The 16,311-nt window shown below is 50.8% G+C and carries 14 protein-coding genes and 1 pseudogene; 6 read left to right on the forward strand and 9 right to left on the reverse strand.

Going from position 1 to position 16,311, the window contains the following annotated elements:
* The 9 genes from RCO25_RS31055 to RCO25_RS31095 all read right to left on the reverse strand — a co-directional run bounded on the left by RCO25_RS31055 (position 1) and on the right by RCO25_RS31095 (position 11,017).
* Positions 1–1,212, reverse strand: coding sequence for a type III PLP-dependent enzyme (locus RCO25_RS31055; RefSeq protein ID WP_308999947.1), 1,212 nt, complete (start codon positions 1,210–1,212; stop codon positions 1–3).
* Complete coding sequence (locus tag RCO25_RS31060) at positions 1,209–1,988, reverse strand: HpcH/HpaI aldolase family protein (RefSeq protein WP_308999948.1); 780 nt, start codon at positions 1,986–1,988, stop codon at positions 1,209–1,211. The genes RCO25_RS31055 and RCO25_RS31060 overlap by 4 nt, the downstream gene beginning before the upstream one ends.
* Positions 1,985–3,766: an IucA/IucC family protein gene (locus RCO25_RS31065; protein WP_308999949.1), complete on the reverse strand. Its 1,782-nt coding sequence runs from the start codon at positions 3,764–3,766 to the stop codon at positions 1,985–1,987. The genes RCO25_RS31060 and RCO25_RS31065 overlap by 4 nt, the downstream gene beginning before the upstream one ends.
* Entirely contained in the window at positions 3,741–5,438 is a 1,698-nt protein-coding gene (locus tag RCO25_RS31070) for an IucA/IucC family protein (RefSeq protein WP_308999950.1), read from the reverse strand. Before RCO25_RS31070 ends, RCO25_RS31065 begins: the two co-directional genes overlap by 26 nt.
* Positions 5,413–6,834, reverse strand: a complete 1,422-nt coding sequence (locus tag RCO25_RS31075; protein ID WP_308999951.1) for an MFS transporter — start codon at positions 6,832–6,834, stop codon at positions 5,413–5,415. The genes RCO25_RS31070 and RCO25_RS31075 overlap by 26 nt, the downstream gene beginning before the upstream one ends.
* Positions 6,828–8,186 carry a diaminobutyrate--2-oxoglutarate transaminase gene (locus tag RCO25_RS31080; protein ID WP_374992196.1) on the reverse strand — a complete coding sequence of 453 codons (1,359 nt, stop codon included), beginning with the start codon at positions 8,184–8,186 and terminating at the stop codon, positions 6,828–6,830. Before RCO25_RS31080 ends, RCO25_RS31075 begins: the two co-directional genes overlap by 7 nt.
* 14 nt (positions 8,187–8,200) lie before the next feature.
* Positions 8,201–9,196 carry an ATP-grasp domain-containing protein gene (locus RCO25_RS31085; protein ID WP_308999953.1) on the reverse strand — a complete coding sequence of 332 codons (996 nt, stop codon included), beginning with the start codon at positions 9,194–9,196 and terminating at the stop codon, positions 8,201–8,203.
* Between the two features lie 226 nt (positions 9,197–9,422).
* On the reverse strand, positions 9,423–10,208 hold the full coding sequence (locus RCO25_RS31090; protein ID WP_308999954.1) for an IucA/IucC family C-terminal-domain containing protein: 786 nt from the start codon (positions 10,206–10,208) through the stop codon (positions 9,423–9,425).
* Between the two features lie 17 nt (positions 10,209–10,225).
* Positions 10,226–11,017 carry an ABC transporter ATP-binding protein gene (locus RCO25_RS31095; RefSeq protein ID WP_308999955.1) on the reverse strand — a complete coding sequence of 264 codons (792 nt, stop codon included), beginning with the start codon at positions 11,015–11,017 and terminating at the stop codon, positions 10,226–10,228.
* A gap of 166 nt (positions 11,018–11,183) precedes the next feature.
* Here RCO25_RS31095 and RCO25_RS31100 point away from each other — a divergent pair, with 166 nt between their 5' ends.
* The 6 genes and pseudogenes from RCO25_RS31100 to RCO25_RS31125 form a co-directional block, all read left to right on the forward strand.
* Positions 11,184–11,903, forward strand: a complete 720-nt coding sequence (locus RCO25_RS31100; RefSeq protein ID WP_308999956.1) for a hypothetical protein — start codon at positions 11,184–11,186, stop codon at positions 11,901–11,903.
* Between the two features lie 117 nt (positions 11,904–12,020).
* Entirely contained in the window at positions 12,021–13,292 is a 1,272-nt protein-coding gene (locus RCO25_RS31105; protein ID WP_308999957.1) for a stalk domain-containing protein, read from the forward strand.
* The gene (locus RCO25_RS31110) at positions 13,264–14,391 is read left to right on the forward strand and encodes a FecCD family ABC transporter permease (RefSeq protein WP_308999958.1); all 1,128 of its coding nucleotides are present in this window, start codon (positions 13,264–13,266) and stop codon (positions 14,389–14,391) included. Before RCO25_RS31105 ends, RCO25_RS31110 begins: the two co-directional genes overlap by 29 nt.
* A complete protein-coding gene (locus RCO25_RS31115) occupies positions 14,388–15,428 on the forward strand; it encodes a FecCD family ABC transporter permease (protein WP_308999959.1) in 1,041 nt (346 codons plus the stop codon). Before RCO25_RS31110 ends, RCO25_RS31115 begins: the two co-directional genes overlap by 4 nt.
* A 366-nt stretch (positions 15,429–15,794) precedes the next feature.
* Complete coding sequence (locus RCO25_RS31120; protein WP_308999960.1) at positions 15,795–16,061, forward strand: hypothetical protein; 267 nt, start codon at positions 15,795–15,797, stop codon at positions 16,059–16,061.
* 110 nt (positions 16,062–16,171) lie between these two features.
* A pseudogene (locus RCO25_RS31125) lies at positions 16,172–16,311 on the forward strand (IS110 family RNA-guided transposase); the annotation flags it as partial.

A 16,311-nucleotide genomic window follows, 5' to 3' on the forward strand; every position in this document is an offset into this window, starting at 1 on the left:
TCATGCTTCCCCCTGTTCCGTAAGATAATAAAATTCCGGATGCGGATGACCCAAGAAGTCATGGTGGGAGATCGTCCAGCAATAAGCGCCCGACTTCTCAAAAATTAGAATGTCTCCCGCGCGCAACCTCCTAAGCTCGGCATCGGTATGCAGCCGATCTTTCGGCGTGCATAATTCTCCTACAATCGTGACTTTGCTGCCTTCTACCTCCGGCCGTGGAAATGGATATGCCCATTCGTCAATCGGGACAACGCGGAACGGGTGATTATGCCCCCACGAAGCCGGCAACCGGTTATGGTGAGTACCGCCACGGATGACGGCGAAAGATTGGTCTTGCGACCGCTTGATATCAATGACTTCGGCTACGTAATAGCCATGATCGGCCACGATGAATCTTCCCGGCTCGAAAAATAATTCCGTGTTCTCCAGGGAACGGAACTCCTCGCTCTGCGCGAGCAAAGAAGTGAAACGAGACCAATCGAAACCCGGCTCGCCGTCATAGGTCACGCCGAACCCTCCGCCCGCGTTAATTACCGAGACGTCCAATTCATATCGAAGCTTCCATTCTTTGACCTTCTGAAGGTAGAGACGAACCATATCCGCATGCAGGTCCGCTTGCAGATTGTTCGAGAGGGAATGGAAGTGGAAGCCGCAAATACGCACATGCGTATTATTACTCTCCTTCAAAATCGAAATCGCCTCTTCGATCAATATCTCATCCAGCCCGAACGGGCTCGGACGGCCGCCCATTGCGATTTTCGTTTGCGGCAATGTGTTCGTTCTCAAGTTGATCCGAAGCAAGATTTGCGTAGGATGGTTCCATTCCTTTGCTAACCAGATGATTTTTCGCAGCTCCAGCAGACTTTCCACGTGGATATAAGTCACATGATTTCGAATCGCTTTTTCCAGCTCGTCGTCTTTCTTCCCCGGTCCTCCGAATAGAATCGGTACGCTTTCGGATACTTCCCTTATTTTCAACAACTCGCCGATCGATGCCACTTCGAATCCCTTCACCAGCGGAAGCAGCGCCTCGATAATCCGCTTATCCGGATTGGCTTTAATTGCATAGAATAAGCCGGTGCGCGCAGGCATCGACTGCAGCATCTCCCGGACATGCTTTTGAATGCTTCCCAAATCGTAGACATACGCGCAGATCGGCTCTCGACTTCTTTCCCGCCACTCAGGGATCAATTCCTTGACTCGTTCGTTCATTTCCTCCCCTCCATTGCGCTTCGATAGTCGTTCCGTTTATTCAAATATGCCCGGAAAGCCGTATTTCGGTCGTCGCCCAGCACGAATATATTTACGCCTCTTTCCGCCCACCGGAGATGGCCCTCCACGTTTCTAGACACGGTCGCATAAGGTACGCTGCATAGCTGAGCTGCCTCCCGCACTCTCTGGAGATGCCGCTGTACCTCCGGATGCTCAGTATCCCAAGGCACGGACAGCGACTGCGACAAATCCGCCGCCCCTTCCAAGACGAAGCCGACACGGGACGCGGACAAGATCTCCCCGCTGCGGTTCACACCCTCGACGCTTTCGATCATCGGGATGATCAGAATTTCTTCGTTCGCTTCCGCTATATAGTCGGTTAACGAATATTTCGCGAAAGCGCCCGGCCTGCCGCTGTTTAAGCTCCTTGTTCCGATCGGATGATAATAGGCATAACTAATGGCCGCTTCGATTTGTTCCCTGCTCTCTACGTGGGGAATGACGATGCCTTGCGCGCCGCAGTCCAGCACTTTCAAAATTTCGTTCCGGTCTACACGCGATATTCTCACAAGCGGGGTAATTTCCAAAAGTTCCGCAGCACGAACCAACTCTTCGACCGTCTCCATATTCGTCGACGCATGCTCGAAATCAATGATAACAAAATCGTATTCCGCATGGCCGATCATCTCGACGATGATCGGATGCGGAATGGAGACGAACAGTCCAAAGACCGGCTCATTCCTGCGGATTTTCTCTTTTAGCCTGTTTTTTCTCATCCCAAGACACCCATTGCCCGCCGTAAAGGATTTTGCGCTTTACGGAAATACAATTCGCCATCTCCGTATATCCGCCGTTTCGTCATCTCTTCGATGAGGCCGTCTTCAGAGAACAGGTCGAACATCTCGAACCGTTCCTTGTATTCCGGATAACCTTTCTGGTAATCGTTGATCGTTTCCACGCACTTTCGCCAGAAAGCCGATTCGCTCAAACCGAATTTTTCAAGCGTCAAACAAATCTCCGTCATGCAGATGAAAAAGAAAGCGTCGTACGTATAATCTCTTACTTCCGAGACCGACTCCGTCTGGAGGAACGAATACCGGTTAAATTTCCGATGCGTTTCTGGCTCGGGATGCAGCGCCGGCGCCCATTCGGGATGCAAGAGCTTGCCTCGAACGTACCGCACGCTGTCATGCAGGTCTTTCACGATGATTCTTGTCGGCAGCTCATCTTCAAGAACGAGAATTATGTTCTGCGCATGTGATTCCAGCGCGATGCCATGACCGTACAGCAGATGAATAATCGGAAGCGTCACCGTCCGGATCAACGCGTCGCTCCACTTCTCGATCCCATGCCGCTCGATCGCAGCCTGGATGAACGACTCTCCGTTTTTTTGCACGAGAGACACCGCGTTCAAGGGCCAAGCTGTTTCCTGCGGTTCCAGATAGGTCGATACGTTCTCCCGATAGATTGCGCCTAGCGTACCGTAAGCCGAGCCGTATGCAATCGGCGACAGTTCCGCGTAGCGGAACGAAACGCCCATCACTTCCCTCAAAACTTGGAACCTCATCCTAGTTAGCAGTGCATCGTTCCGAATGATTTTTTGCAGCCAGTCGCTGATCTTCGGTGCGTTTTGGGTCGTATGATGTGCAAGAATGCGGCTCGTCGACGTATTAGTGATGCTGAGCGCCAGCTTTATATATGTGGCATCCTCATTGTCGCGACGAGATAGCGTGCGGATCGATTGCTGTGCCCGATACGGAACTTGAGTTCCGTCCAGCATCACGATGTCCTTATCCGCCAACTGTTGAACAAAGAGAGAGGGAATTCGATGCTCCGCCTGCCAGGGATGGACGGGAATGAATACATAGTTCTTAGCATCGCGGCCGTTCTTTATCAGTATTTCATTGAAAGTACGCCTGTCTTCGTTCGTAAGATGATTCAAATAGATCTCATCGTCCGACGCATCATCCGAGACGGTGACGTCCGCGAGCCGCTCATGAACCGCGACCCATTGCAAGGAAACCTCTTGATTGAATTCGGGTCCGTAAGCATAGTTATCCGCGAGCGAAAACCCGATTCTCGATTTGTAGCTCGGATGGTACGGATGTCCGTCCGCCATATGGCTTTCCAACGCTTCATAGTGCCGGTCTTCCTCTGGAACTCTCTCCTGCTGGATCGTCTTGAATTGGTGATCCTTCGCCATCGTTTCCAACAATTCGCTGATAAATTGCGCGACATGCGCTCCGTCCAAGCTGTTCCCTACGACTTCCTCGAGAAATCGATAAAGGTCGACGCAGGGCTCGCCTTCTCTGCGGATCGAATGCTTGACGAGCTTCACTCTGCCGAACGACTCTTTGTCATCGGCCTCGCACGAATACCGAACCGTCGCTCCCTCGGCCGTTTTCCCCGCAAAAAACCGCTCTCTTCCTTTTCCCGATACATCGACGATTCCCTCGAAGAGGAAGGCCTCCATCGTTTGGCGCATGATTCTCTCCATGACTTCGTTCAAGGAGGTTAGCTTCTCTTCGTTAGACAAACAGCTTGTTCGTTCCATTCGCTTCACTCCCTATTTTTCTCATCGCATTGTCGACGGGCGCGTAAGACGGCGTCTCGCTGTTTCCCGCTAAGCAGCTGACCAAATTTTTCTTCGCGTAGAACGCGCTCGCTGTCAGTAAATGATGCACATACTCGTTCTCCGCTACCTCGTATTCCTTCGCGAGCATGTCCCGTACAATTGCCCAGAAATGCTCTTCCTCTGCCTCGATGTCTCTGGCTATCGCATGAATCAAAGAACCGAGATGGTTCACGACGAAGTAGTAGTCCGTGCGCGCCCAGCATTGTTCTTTCTCATAGAAAAGAGGGCCCGCCCCATCCTCAGCAGCCGCGCCCTTCTCCCGATTCACGCTAACCCCTTCCAAATCCCTGATTATAAACATGTGAGGCATACCGTTCTTGATCGTAAGCAAGGTGTTCTGCAGATGCGCTTCGAAATGAATGCCGTGCTCCTCCGCAGCGCGAACGATCGGCAGCAGGGAGATTTCCAGGTAGCGGCGGAACCAATGCTCTATGGGTATCCGCCGGCCGATCAACGAGAACAATCGGCACGGTTCCCCCTGAACGGGAGCTTCGATAAGGCTCGACAATACGAACGTCGACGCGACGTCGAATTCGATTGGACGATAAGCGATCGTCAATAATTTCGTGACGTCCTCATCCTCGAAACGGCATCCGCATACGCCTTCCTCATAAGCGATTCGGACAGACTCCTCATTACCGAAGCAGTTCCTCCGCAGCAGATAGTTAGCAGCATCGAGCGTTCTCCGCATCTGCTCCCGGCTATTGTTTCTTTTCAGATTGGTAATTTGAATGTTTAAGGGCAGCTTGATATTACATGCCATATCGGGCATAAATACGGTTCTTACCGAAGAAGTCGGATATGCCATTGGACCGCAGCTCCCGAGCAGGATCATTTTCTCTTGCTGAATATAGTCCTTAACGGCCTGGATAGTCTGCACGTGTTCATACTGCCAAGGGTGAACCGGCAGCACGTGATATTCGTCTCTCTTCTCCCTAAGAATCCCCCTCGCTTGCCTTTCGACACTCTCGTGCAGCTCCGCCCGCTTGCTTCCCGATACCCATTCCTCCCAATAAACATCTCTCCTCACTGCCATATAGCACAGCTGATAAGAAGCGTGAAGCTCCGGACTGAACCTAATCGCTTCCCCTTCTGTGAACCCGAGCGTATTTTTCGGAAACGGATGGAACGGATGCCCATAGAGCAATGATTGCTCAGAGGACAAATAGTCGCTTACCGGATGACCAGCCGAACGCTCCAAGAATAAAGCAACTTTCCGGTAGCTGTTGTCGACTTTCTCCGCAAAATCAACCTCCCGCTCGCCCGTAATGAGAGGATAACGATGTTGAAGCTCTCTGACGATCCAGCGGGCTAACAAATGGTAATGGAGCTCCGTTCCGTCATTCGTTCGAAACTCACCGTATTCATGCTCGCCGCTCGCCGAATAGTATCGGAGCTTACCCGATATCGCTGCGCCGCTCTTCGGGAAAGAAACCGCATAGGTTTTTTCTCCGGGGTTCATCTTAATACCGCTCAGCTGTTCTTTTCCGAGCTCCCGGATATAACAATTCAACAACGTCTTGCATGTATGCGCATTGGCTTGTTCCCGGCTCCTCGTCCTTTCGTTAGTCACCATATCCGACAACCGCACCTGCCTTCTTCCTATTTATTAATACAACGAGCGGCAACGTCAGGACCATCAAGATCCCTAAGACAATGCACTCTTCTTTTAAAGTCATCCATTTCGCATGTTCGACAGTCTCTCCCGATTGTGCGAGCATTTGCCACCTGACGTCGTAATAGACGGCCAGCAGCATCACCGCGAACGAAGACGCCAGACGCTGGATCGTATTGGACAAAGCCGATCCTTCGTGCAGATCTTCTTCCGGCAAGGCTTGAAGACCGATGGCTGTCATCGTCATATCGGACAATCCGTTGCCGATCCCCCTTAAAGCCATGAGGCAAATCACGATGATTAACGAAACGCCCGTCGGTACGAATGCGAAAGACAATACCGATACCGCGACAAAACCAATGCCGTACGCGATGAATTTCAGAGATTTGCCTTTATCAAGCCAATTGCCGCCTACCCAGACGAACAAGCTCGTGAATATAGCCGTCGGAATGAAAAGGGCTCCCGCCATGGAAGGCGACAGATGAAACACCTCTTGAAAAATTAACGGCATGACGAAGATCACGCCGAACATGACCGCGTCCTGTACCATTGAAATCAGAAGCGCTGCCAAAAACAATGGGTTGCTGCGCAGCAGCCCGTAACGGATCAATGGTTCTTCTTTGGCGTTCTCTTGCCGAATGAAACGAATAAATGCCAGGATTCCGATGAAGAACAGCAAGCATGTTATCCAGCTTGGAACGGCGGGGTTCGATACGAATTGAATGCCCAGACTGAGCGCCGCAAGGCTGGCGACGATTAGTACGATGCCTTGAAGATGGACGGTTTTCCTAATGGCCGGTTGATAAGAGGGAATCTGGGCGCAGCACAGAACGAACGAGATCAGCGCGAACGGAACGTTCATCCAGAAGAGCTGCTCCAGCTTGCCGAACTCCATGACGAAGCCGCCTAACGTCGGTCCGATAGCGGGAGCGATCGTCAGCAGCATGCCCCATGCGCCGACCACTCTTCCCCGCGTTTCTTTCCCGTAATAGTCGAACAGCAAGACCAGAGACAACGGGATCATCAACCCCGCCGCCACGCCGTGCATGACCCGAACCAGCAAGATGACTTGCACGTACTGGTGGAACAACCCTCCCAAAATGGAAAATAACCCGTATAGCCCTATCCCCAAAATATAAGTTCTCTTGCGGCCGAGCCGATCGACAACGAGTGAGGTGAGCGGCATCGTGATCGTCATCGCCAAAATATAAAGAATGATTATCCATCCGCCTAGCGCAGTCGAGATCCCATATGTCCGGACAAAACTTGGCAGCAGCGTATTAAACGCGCTGTTCGTCAGCACCAAAGAGAACGCGCCGATCAGGATCGCCAATAAAACGGAATGTTTTTTCACCTGTGAGACAATTAACATTTGCTTTTTGTCATCTCAATTGCTTCCATCACTGATTTCTCGAAAATGGACAACACTTCCGCCGTTTCGCGCGCCGTGATCGTGAGCGGCGGCAAGAACCGCATGACAGCCGAGCGGCGACCTCCCACTTCGATTATCAAGCCGTTCCGAAAACATCTTTCTTGAATCTTGGAAGCCAGCTCTCCACTCGGCGGGTAGTGTCCCAGCCGATCTTTGCATTCGCCCGGATCGACGATTTCTACCCCGATCATTAAGCCTCTGCCGCGAACGTCGCCAATTTCTCCGACTTTCTCTTGCAATCGGCGAAGGGAATCTAAGAATTGCACGCTGCGTTCACTCACATTCGCAAGCACGCCGTTTTCTTGAATATATTTTAGTGTCGCAAGCCCCGTGGCCATTCCCAGTTGATTCCCGCGGAACGTTCCCGTATGCGCGCCGGGTTTCCATTGATCCAATTCTTCTTTGTAGATTACGACCGACATCGGTAAGCTGCCTCCGATCGCTTTCGAACAGACAATGACGTCCGGAATGATGCCGGCATGCTCAAACGAGAACATGGCACCGGTTCTTCCGATCCCCGTTTGAACCTCATCCACGATTAATGGAATGCCTCTTTCCGCCGTAATGCGGCGGACTTCCCTCAACCATTCGATAGACGCCGGAATCGCACCGCCTTCTCCCTGGACCGTTTCGATAATCATGCAGCAAGGAGCCGCTATGCCGCTTTCGCAATCGTCCAACAAATTCTCGATATACTGTGCGCTGATCTGGGCCGTCATCCCTTCCCCCACTCCAAACGGGCAACGGTACTCATAAGGGAAGGGCAGAAAGTGCACATCCGGCAGCAAGCTCTGCAAATGCTGTTTCTTGCTCAAGTTGCCGCTCATGGCCATCGTCGCCTGCGTCGAACCGTGATAGCCCCCTTGAAAAGCCAGGATCGATTTGCCTTTCGTCGCATTCTTGACCAGCTTAATGGCCGCTTCCACGCCGTCGGCGCCGGTTGGCCCGCAGAACTGTATTTTTGAAGTATTTCTTAACGGCACAGGCAGGATGGAGAAAATTTCTTGCATGAACGCCAACTTCAGCGGAGTAGCCAGGTCCAGAGTATGTAAAGGAATTTGTTTGTCCAGCACGTCTTTTATAGCCGCGACGACGACGTCGTGATTATGCCCTAGCGCGAGCGTACCCGCTCCCGATAAACAATCGTAATACTGCTTACCTTCCGTATCGGTCACCATTAAGCCTTTGGCTCTGTCGATGACAAGCGGAAAATGCCGCGGATACGATTGAGCATTGGACTCTTTATCGTTTTGAAGCTTTAAATACGCCTCTCCAGCATTGATCGTAATCATCATTTAACGCTCCTTTATTCTTCGAATAGATATTGCAAATAGATTTTGACCGCGTCTGAAGATTCCCCTTGAAAAAAGAGATGAGGATCGATCATATCCGGCAAAGCATTGACCTCAAGAATCCCCCCGTTCTCCGCGTCCAGCGGAAGGCTGATATCCTTGCAGCGGATATCTACGCCAGCGACGTCGACTTGCAAAGCACTTGCGGCCTGAATGGCGATATCGGCGTTGATCCGGCAAATCTCTTCGGTTCGGTCCGTCACGACTTCACTGATATCATTCGCCGCAATATTTCCTTTCGCAAAAAGTTCTACCCGTTTCCTTCCCTCTAAGATGTCATGGACCGTCCAGCCCAGCTGTTGCAGATGAAGGAGTACGGTTTCCGACTCGATGTCGACCGGCTGGAACGAACCGATCGTCCCCGCATCGTTGCGTCTCAGTTGATCATCGTTCAGCTCTTGAATAAGCTGCCTGATCGTCGAACGTCCGTCGCCTTCGATGAACGCAGGGCGATACTCCAAGACGCCGACCGCTTTGCCAGCGATGACCAATATCCGATAGTCGAAGCCTTCCACGTATCGCTGTATCATGGCGCTCTCGCTATGAAGCCGTGCCGTCCGAATGGCTTGATCCAAATCCTCTTCGTTACGGATGCCCAGCGTCACACCGATACTCCGGTTTAAGTCGAGCGGCTTGACGGTGACCAATTCATAAGTCTTCAAGAATCGTACGGCCTCTTCTCCCATTCGGGAAACGACAATATCATCAGGCACCGGCAGTCCGCATCTTCTCAACAGCAGATTTGACACCTCTTTGTTCTTGGCCAGCAAACCCGACATTAACGTCATCTTATGCGATCTCGTCTTGTTGATAATAATGTTCTTGCCCTTGTAGGACAGCTCCAGAAAATCTTCGCATCCCGGAATCAACGGCTTGCAGGTGATCCCCAGTTCCCTCGCTTTGCTCATAATGAGTTTGTTCTGCGCGTTCTGAACCAGATATGGGTTCAAAGCCACCCCTCCCCGACGACAAGCAGTCCTTGCTAATCAGCTTTTGCCGTATTATTGATAATGATAATCAATATCATTACATACATTATCTTAGGGTGAGTGTCTTCAATTGTCAATATCATGTACGAAAGATTAATTTTGGCATTGCAAAGGTGCTTGCGGAGATAGATTACAGGAGAAGTAAATACAAGTGAGGTTAGCAGCGTCTTTGAAGGGGCCATAGGTGTTAGCCTATGGAGACCCTTTCATGCTTTATCTTGGGGCACGTAGGGCAATAATCGTTCGGCTCATCCGAAGCCTGATAGTAAAAACAGCAGGTTTTCCGGATACGAATGGGCTGATTCGAAGCTTTGGTGGCCACTTTAGGGCTATCGAATTTGGCTAGAGGATTCCTGGTTTCTCCAAAAAGGTGGGCTGGGGCTGCCGTACGCAAATAATCATAGTCGGCTTGGATTCGGGCTCTAAGATCGGCATCGGCTCCTTCTGCGAATTTGTTCTCATACAGCCAGTACACATAGATCGCCGTATTTTCCCATAGGACGGATATTGAGACAGATGCCGATTTCGAAAGCGCGCGCCAGGCTTTGGACAAATTATCGGCAAATACGTTGCGGATCACTTGATCCCGCCATTCGTTCCGTCCACCTTCCCCTGGCCTAGTAGCTTGCCATTCCGTTAGGCGTACCTTCGGCAGCCAGGCTTGCCCTTGATGAATGGATTCGATATGACAATTCTCTATGGAATAATCCAGGCTTTTGTCATACCTGCTCATCGCATATAGGCTGGATGCAATGATTAAGAAGCTGTACCTCTTGGCGAACAGAGAGGCATTCGCGGCATTGGACGTAGCTTCGAATATGTTCGCAACCTTGTTCAAATAATCCAGAGTTTTGTCTTTGTCGAGCAGATCGGTCGCCGGGATGGAATACCACCTGTCCGCCGACGGCTCAAGCGCCAATCGGTGATTTATTACCAGCTCATCGATTTCTTCCGATGTATATTCGAACGGCATTGTTTTTACCTCCTTGCTTAAATTGTCCTTCCCTTGCCATGCGGTACACACAACGGCGTTCCGTACAAAGGGTCTTGGATCACACTTGCTTTCATGCGGAAGACATCCTCGATCATTCCTGCGGTCACGACTTCTTCCGGCGAGCCTTCAACGTAAACCTGATGATCTTGAATAGCCACGATATGATGCGCGTAACGACAGGCCAGATTGATATCGTGAAGCACCATGACAACCGTACGCCCCTCGCTTGCGTTAAGTGAATAAAGCAAATCGAGCACTTCAATCTGGTGCGTCAGGTCTAAATACGTCGTCGGTTCGTCGAGCAGCACGATATCCGTGCCTTGCGCCAATACCATTGCAATCCATGCGCGCTGCCGCTGCCCACCGGATAGCGAATCAACCGTCCGCTCCGCCAGCTCCATTAACCCTGTCGTCTCCAATGCCCCGTTTACATGCTGTTCATCTTCCTTCGACCACTGCTGCAACCAGCTCTGATACGGATATCTTCCTTGCTTGACGAGTTGAATGACGGTCAGTCCTTCCGGTGCCGTAGGTCCTTGGGGCAGCAAAGCCATCCGTTTGGCGACTTCCTTGGTCGATAACGTGGCAATGCACTCACCCTCTAACAGCACATGGCCCTTCTGCGGTTTGAGCAATCTTGCCATTGTACGCAGAAGTGTCGATTTACCGCAACCGTTGCTGCCGATCATCGCTGTGACTTTACCTTTGGCGATCGACAGCTGCAAATCTTGAAATATAAATTGATCACCGTAGCTTATCGACAAATCCCGAGTTTCCAAAGCGTACAAGCGGTTCATCTCCTTTATTTACCACAAATTTTAATTCAGCCAGGAACGAATTGTCAATGATATTGATAATTATTATCAAAAAATGATTGTAAATGACTGCATTTTACACTAAAGTATTCTAGGACGTCTGAAATCCAACGAATATAGAAGCATGGGAGGAACACACTTGAAACAAGCTTTTGCTATCGCTATCGCGGCAGCGCTGTGCCTGACCACGGCCTGCAGCTCATCTCCGTCATCGAATAGATACATAGAGACAGAACAAGCGATCGAGACTAGTCTACCGGCAAGCGAACAACCGCAAAATGAACAAACGCAAAGTGAACAACCAGCCGAGGCTGAACTGCAGCAACCGGACGCGTCCGCTAGCCCCGCTCCACTGGAGCCGACGCCGACAACCAAGGCTAAAGAAGAAGAAGAAGAAGTAGAACAACCCTCGGCCAAGCCGAGCGAGCCTCCCCCAAAACAAACAAAATCCGAAAAAGCTCAGACAGCCCAGAAGAACAATGCGTCCATATCCAAAGCAGTCACGGATTCCATCATGGATAACGGTGATGATAAAGCCGCGGCGAAGGACCCAAAATCCGAGCAATTAAAAACTTCAATCGAACACATCCGCGGGCTTGTCAAAGACTTGAAGCAGCATGCCGAGAATAACGATACGTCGAAAATCGTGGACGTCTCTTCCCGGATCGTGCAGGATTGGGACGGGATGAAAGCCGATGTAACAGCATCTTACCCAGATATGGTCGATTTCCTTCAAGAAAAAATCAACAAGTTGAACGAGCTGCAAGCCGTCGAGACGATCGACACCAAGGCGGTAATACAACTCGACTACGAGTTGTATCAAGCATTTCGTCAATTAGCGGACAAAGCCGGCGTTTAACTTTCCTAAGTTGTTATGGAAAATTATTGTTGACAAGCGAATGAAGCTTGCTCTATTGTTTAACGAGAATGATAATCATTATTAAAAAACATTTTGAAAGGTGGTTTCCTTTTTCTCATGATTAAGCTAAAGTTCCGCGTATTTTCCTTATTCCTCTCTCTCTTGATTGCCATCGTTTCCGTACCGCTCGTTGCTACGGCGGCCGCTACGCCGATAAAAGTCGTGCTCGACGGCATACAAATCAGCTTTGATGTCCAGCCGCAAGTCATTAACGGTACCACGATGGTTCCTTACAGCGCGATTACTTCCAAATTCGGCGCCGTGTTAAGCTTCGATGCGAAAACGAAAAAACTGAAAGTGACTAGAAACAAAACTACCGTAGAATTAACGATCAACAGCAACAAAGCAACCGTTAACGGCCAAGCCGTGAAGCTTCCCGTAAACGTCGTTGAGAAGAACGGCCGCACTCTCGTGCCGCTCCGCTTCCTCGGCGAATCGTTCGGCTTGTGGGTGAACTGGAATGCCGGCGCACGTACGGTCAAAATCGATACGAAACGCACAATCAAACACGCTATGGGCGAAACCACCCTCACTTCCGTTCCGAAACGCGTTGTCGTCCTGTTCAACGGCATGGTAGATATCTCGTTAACGCTAGGCGTCAAACCCATCGGCGCGGTCGAATCGTGGGTTCAAGCTCCTTGGTACCACTATCTCCGGGCGGACATGGCCGGCGTCAAAAACCTCGGGAGCGAGCTTCAGCCAAACATCGAGGCGATCGTCGCTTTGAAACCTGACCTGATTATCGGAGCGAAACCTCGCCACGAGAAAATTTACGGCCAGTTGTCCAAGATCGCTCCAACCTTGTACGTTGATCAACTTTTCGAGTGGAAAACAAACATGGACATCGCCTCCAAGGCGCTCAATAAAGAAGACAATGCCACTGCTTTCATGAGCGATTGGAACAAGCGGGTTGCGAACTTCAAAGCCAAAGTCGGCAGCCAGAACGCAGAGGTATCGATCGTCCGCTTCTACGACGATAATTCCGCCCGTATCTATATTTCCGGATTTGCCGGTACCATTCTGCAGGAGCTTGGCCTGAAACGTCCAAAAGCGCAGCAATCGCCGGACAAAGTGTTCGTCGACCTGGCTTCTCAGGAACAGATTCCGCTCATCGACGGTGATATCATCTTCGATATTACATCCAGCAACGGCGGCGGGGATGAATTCAAGACACAGGCCGAATGGCAGAAGAATCCTCTTTGGAACAATCTCAAAGCGGTCAAGAACGGCAAGTACTATAAGGTAAACGACATTACCTGGAACATGTCCGGCGGCGCGACCGCGGCGAAGATGATGCTCGATGACCTATACTTCTATTTCGATATTTAACAATGGGATAACGATCGCGACACGAGGAAGAATGAGCTGTTTCGGCTCATTCTTTCTCGCTGTCCCTTGGAATGGAGCGACGATCATGGAAAGGTTCTTCTCTGGAAACATAACTAAAGGCTCAGGCCTTGCGTTCGGCTTCCTCATCTTGATCGTGTGCGTATACGCCAGCATGGCATACGGAGCAACGACTATTAGTTTGAGCGACGTATACCATTCTTTCACGCAATACGACGAAACTTCGAACGCGCAAATCATCGTGCAAACTGCGCGTATGCCGAGAGCATTCACCGCGGCCGCCATCGGTGCCAGCCTAGCAGTTGCCGGCTCGCTAATCCAGGGATTAACGAGAAATCCTCTTGCTGATCCGAACGTGATTGGAATCAACTATGGCGCGTCGTTCATGATTGTTTTCACCGTGACCCAGTTATCCATCTCCTCGCTGCCGGTGCTGACGGGCATATCCTTTGCGGGTGCCGCATTGGCATCCATCGCGGTTTACCTGCTGGGATCGCTCGGGCGCGACGGCTTGACGCCGCTTAAGATTATTTTGGCGGGTGCTGCGCTGAGCGCCCTGTTCTCTTCGTTCACGCAGGGGATGCTCGTTCTCGACGAACAAGGCTTGAACGAGGTTATGTTCTGGCTGGCCGGATCGGTCGCGGGCAGATCCGTCGAGATGCTGCAAGCCGTGCTGCCGTTCATGGCGGCTGGATGGATCGGCGCTCTCTGGATCGCCAGACATATGAACGTACTCACGATGGGAGAAGATACGGCACAGGGGCTCGGGCAGCGGACCTTGTTCGTGAAGCTTGCCGCCGGTCTGATCATCGTGGCGCTCGCCGGCAGCTCCGTCGCAGTGGCGGGTCCGGTAGGCTTCATCGCGTTGATCGTGCCTACGATAGCCCGCCAGTTTGCCGGCAACGACTACCGCTGGATTATTCCTTACAGTGCAGTTCTCGGCGCGATTCTCGTTCTCGCGGCCGACATCGCAGCACGTTTCGTCATCCAGCCGGAAGAGCTGCCCGTCGGCATTATGACCGCGATCATCGGCATACCGGCCTTCATCGTGATCGCTAGAAAGGGGATCGTTACGAGGTGAAATCCCATACACATGTCCGATTCGAGAAAATCCCCGTTTCTTTTATCGTTCATAAGAAAACGTTGATACTGACTATCGCGCTTGCGGTCTCCTCCGTTGTCATCTTCTTGCTGAGCGCTTCGCTCGGCGATGTTCGTATTCATCCTCTGGACGTCGTCCGAGCGATCTTCGGATACGGCACCGAAGAGCAAAGGCTTATCGTACATACGCTTCGCCTTCCCCGGATCGCAGCCGCGTTTCTCGTCGGTGCCGCGCTTGCGGTCGCAGGTTCGATCTTGCAAGGAATCATCCGCAATCCTCTGGCTTCCCCCGACATTATCGGCATTACGAGCGGCGCTTCCCTTGCCGCGGTTGCATTTATCAGCTATTTGTCGGGGACGGTCAGCATCGTCTGGCTGCCGGTAGCCGCGATGGCGGGTGCCGGCATCACGTCTATTCTCATCTACCTGCTCGCCTGGAAAAAGGGCGTGACGGCGATCCGCCTCGTGCTGGTCGGGATCGGTATCAACTTCCTGCTCGGCTCTATTACCAAGGTGATGCTTGTCAAGAACCCGATCTTCACATCTTCACAGGCCTACGTGTGGCTGACCGGTACGGTATACGGCACCGATTGGAGTATTGTAGGAATGATCCTGCCATGGGTAGCCGTCTTTATCCCGCTCGCGATCGTATTCGCCAGGAACGTGAACGTCCTTCAGCTTGGGGACGATATCGCGGTAAGTGCGGGAAGCGCTGTTCAGCGTCAACGCTTCACGCTTCTTATGATCAGCGTTGCCTTGGCCGGAGCCGCTGTATCGGTAGGCGGGGCCATCTCGTTTATCGGACTGGTCACGCCTCATATGACCCGCAAGCTGGTCGGCCCTTCGTTCGGCGGCATGCTCCCGGTATCGGCTCTGATCGGCGGATTGATTGTCGCCGCTGCGGATACGGTAGCTCGGACGGCATTTTTGCCCTACGACATTCCGGTTGGTGTGTTTACCGCCGGCGTCGGCGCTCCTTTCTTCATCTATTTGCTTTATCGCAATCGCAATTCATGAATCGAACAGTTGATTCTGGCGAAAATTAATCCATGCAAGCGTAAACGGCTGTCGCCGTCCTTTGGCGGCAACAGCTCGTTTCGCGGAGAAATATAAGCTTATTTATAATGTGAAACTTATAAATTCTTATATTGCCAAAAAGAGCTGCATGTAACTTTTATTAATTGACATTGTTTACGGCTTGAAGATACACGAAACACAATATTAGATATGATGTGACACAATTAATAGCCCCTTAGAACTTATACATCGTTCTGGGGGCTATTTCCGTTCATCCATTTAGCTAACCGGCAGTTTGGATGAACAATATCTTTGAATACGCATCCAAAAATAGGGAATTATACTCGTAGAAAAAGGGGGATTTGGATGGGTATCGTGATACATGAAGGAAGTCGGCTTATAGCTTGGATTTTTGGATTTGGTATGACACTACTGGGCGGATACTCCCTTCGTGATTTCATTAAAGAATTTAAAGATGCTAAGAAAGAAAAACACCTGACATTATGGGCAATACTTGAATTTTCATTCGAAATCCTTACTTTAAATACTATTGGGTGGTTTATTCTTTTTTTGGCAGGTTTACTCATCTTAATCGCACTTTCGATTGATTTTTTTCGTATAGTATTAAACTAAACATTCCTGTAGGGCCTAAGATTTGGCCTTTGTCAAAAAAGGAGCGCCTCTGTATGATGGGTTTGTCGAAAGGTCTAATAACCTAACACCATCAAGGAGGCGCTCTTACTATGAAGTTTAAGCAATCAGCGGAACAAAATCAACGTATTGAAAGAATATCTACATCTCACCTTGTTGTGGGTATAGATATCGCGAAGGAAACTCATGTAGCACAAGCAACTAATTTTCGCGGCATCATACTTAATAAGCG

Origin of the sequence: Paenibacillus sp. LHD-38 (genome assembly GCF_031157315.1) — a bacterium.
GTDB lineage: Bacteria > Bacillota > Bacilli > Paenibacillales > Paenibacillaceae > Pristimantibacillus.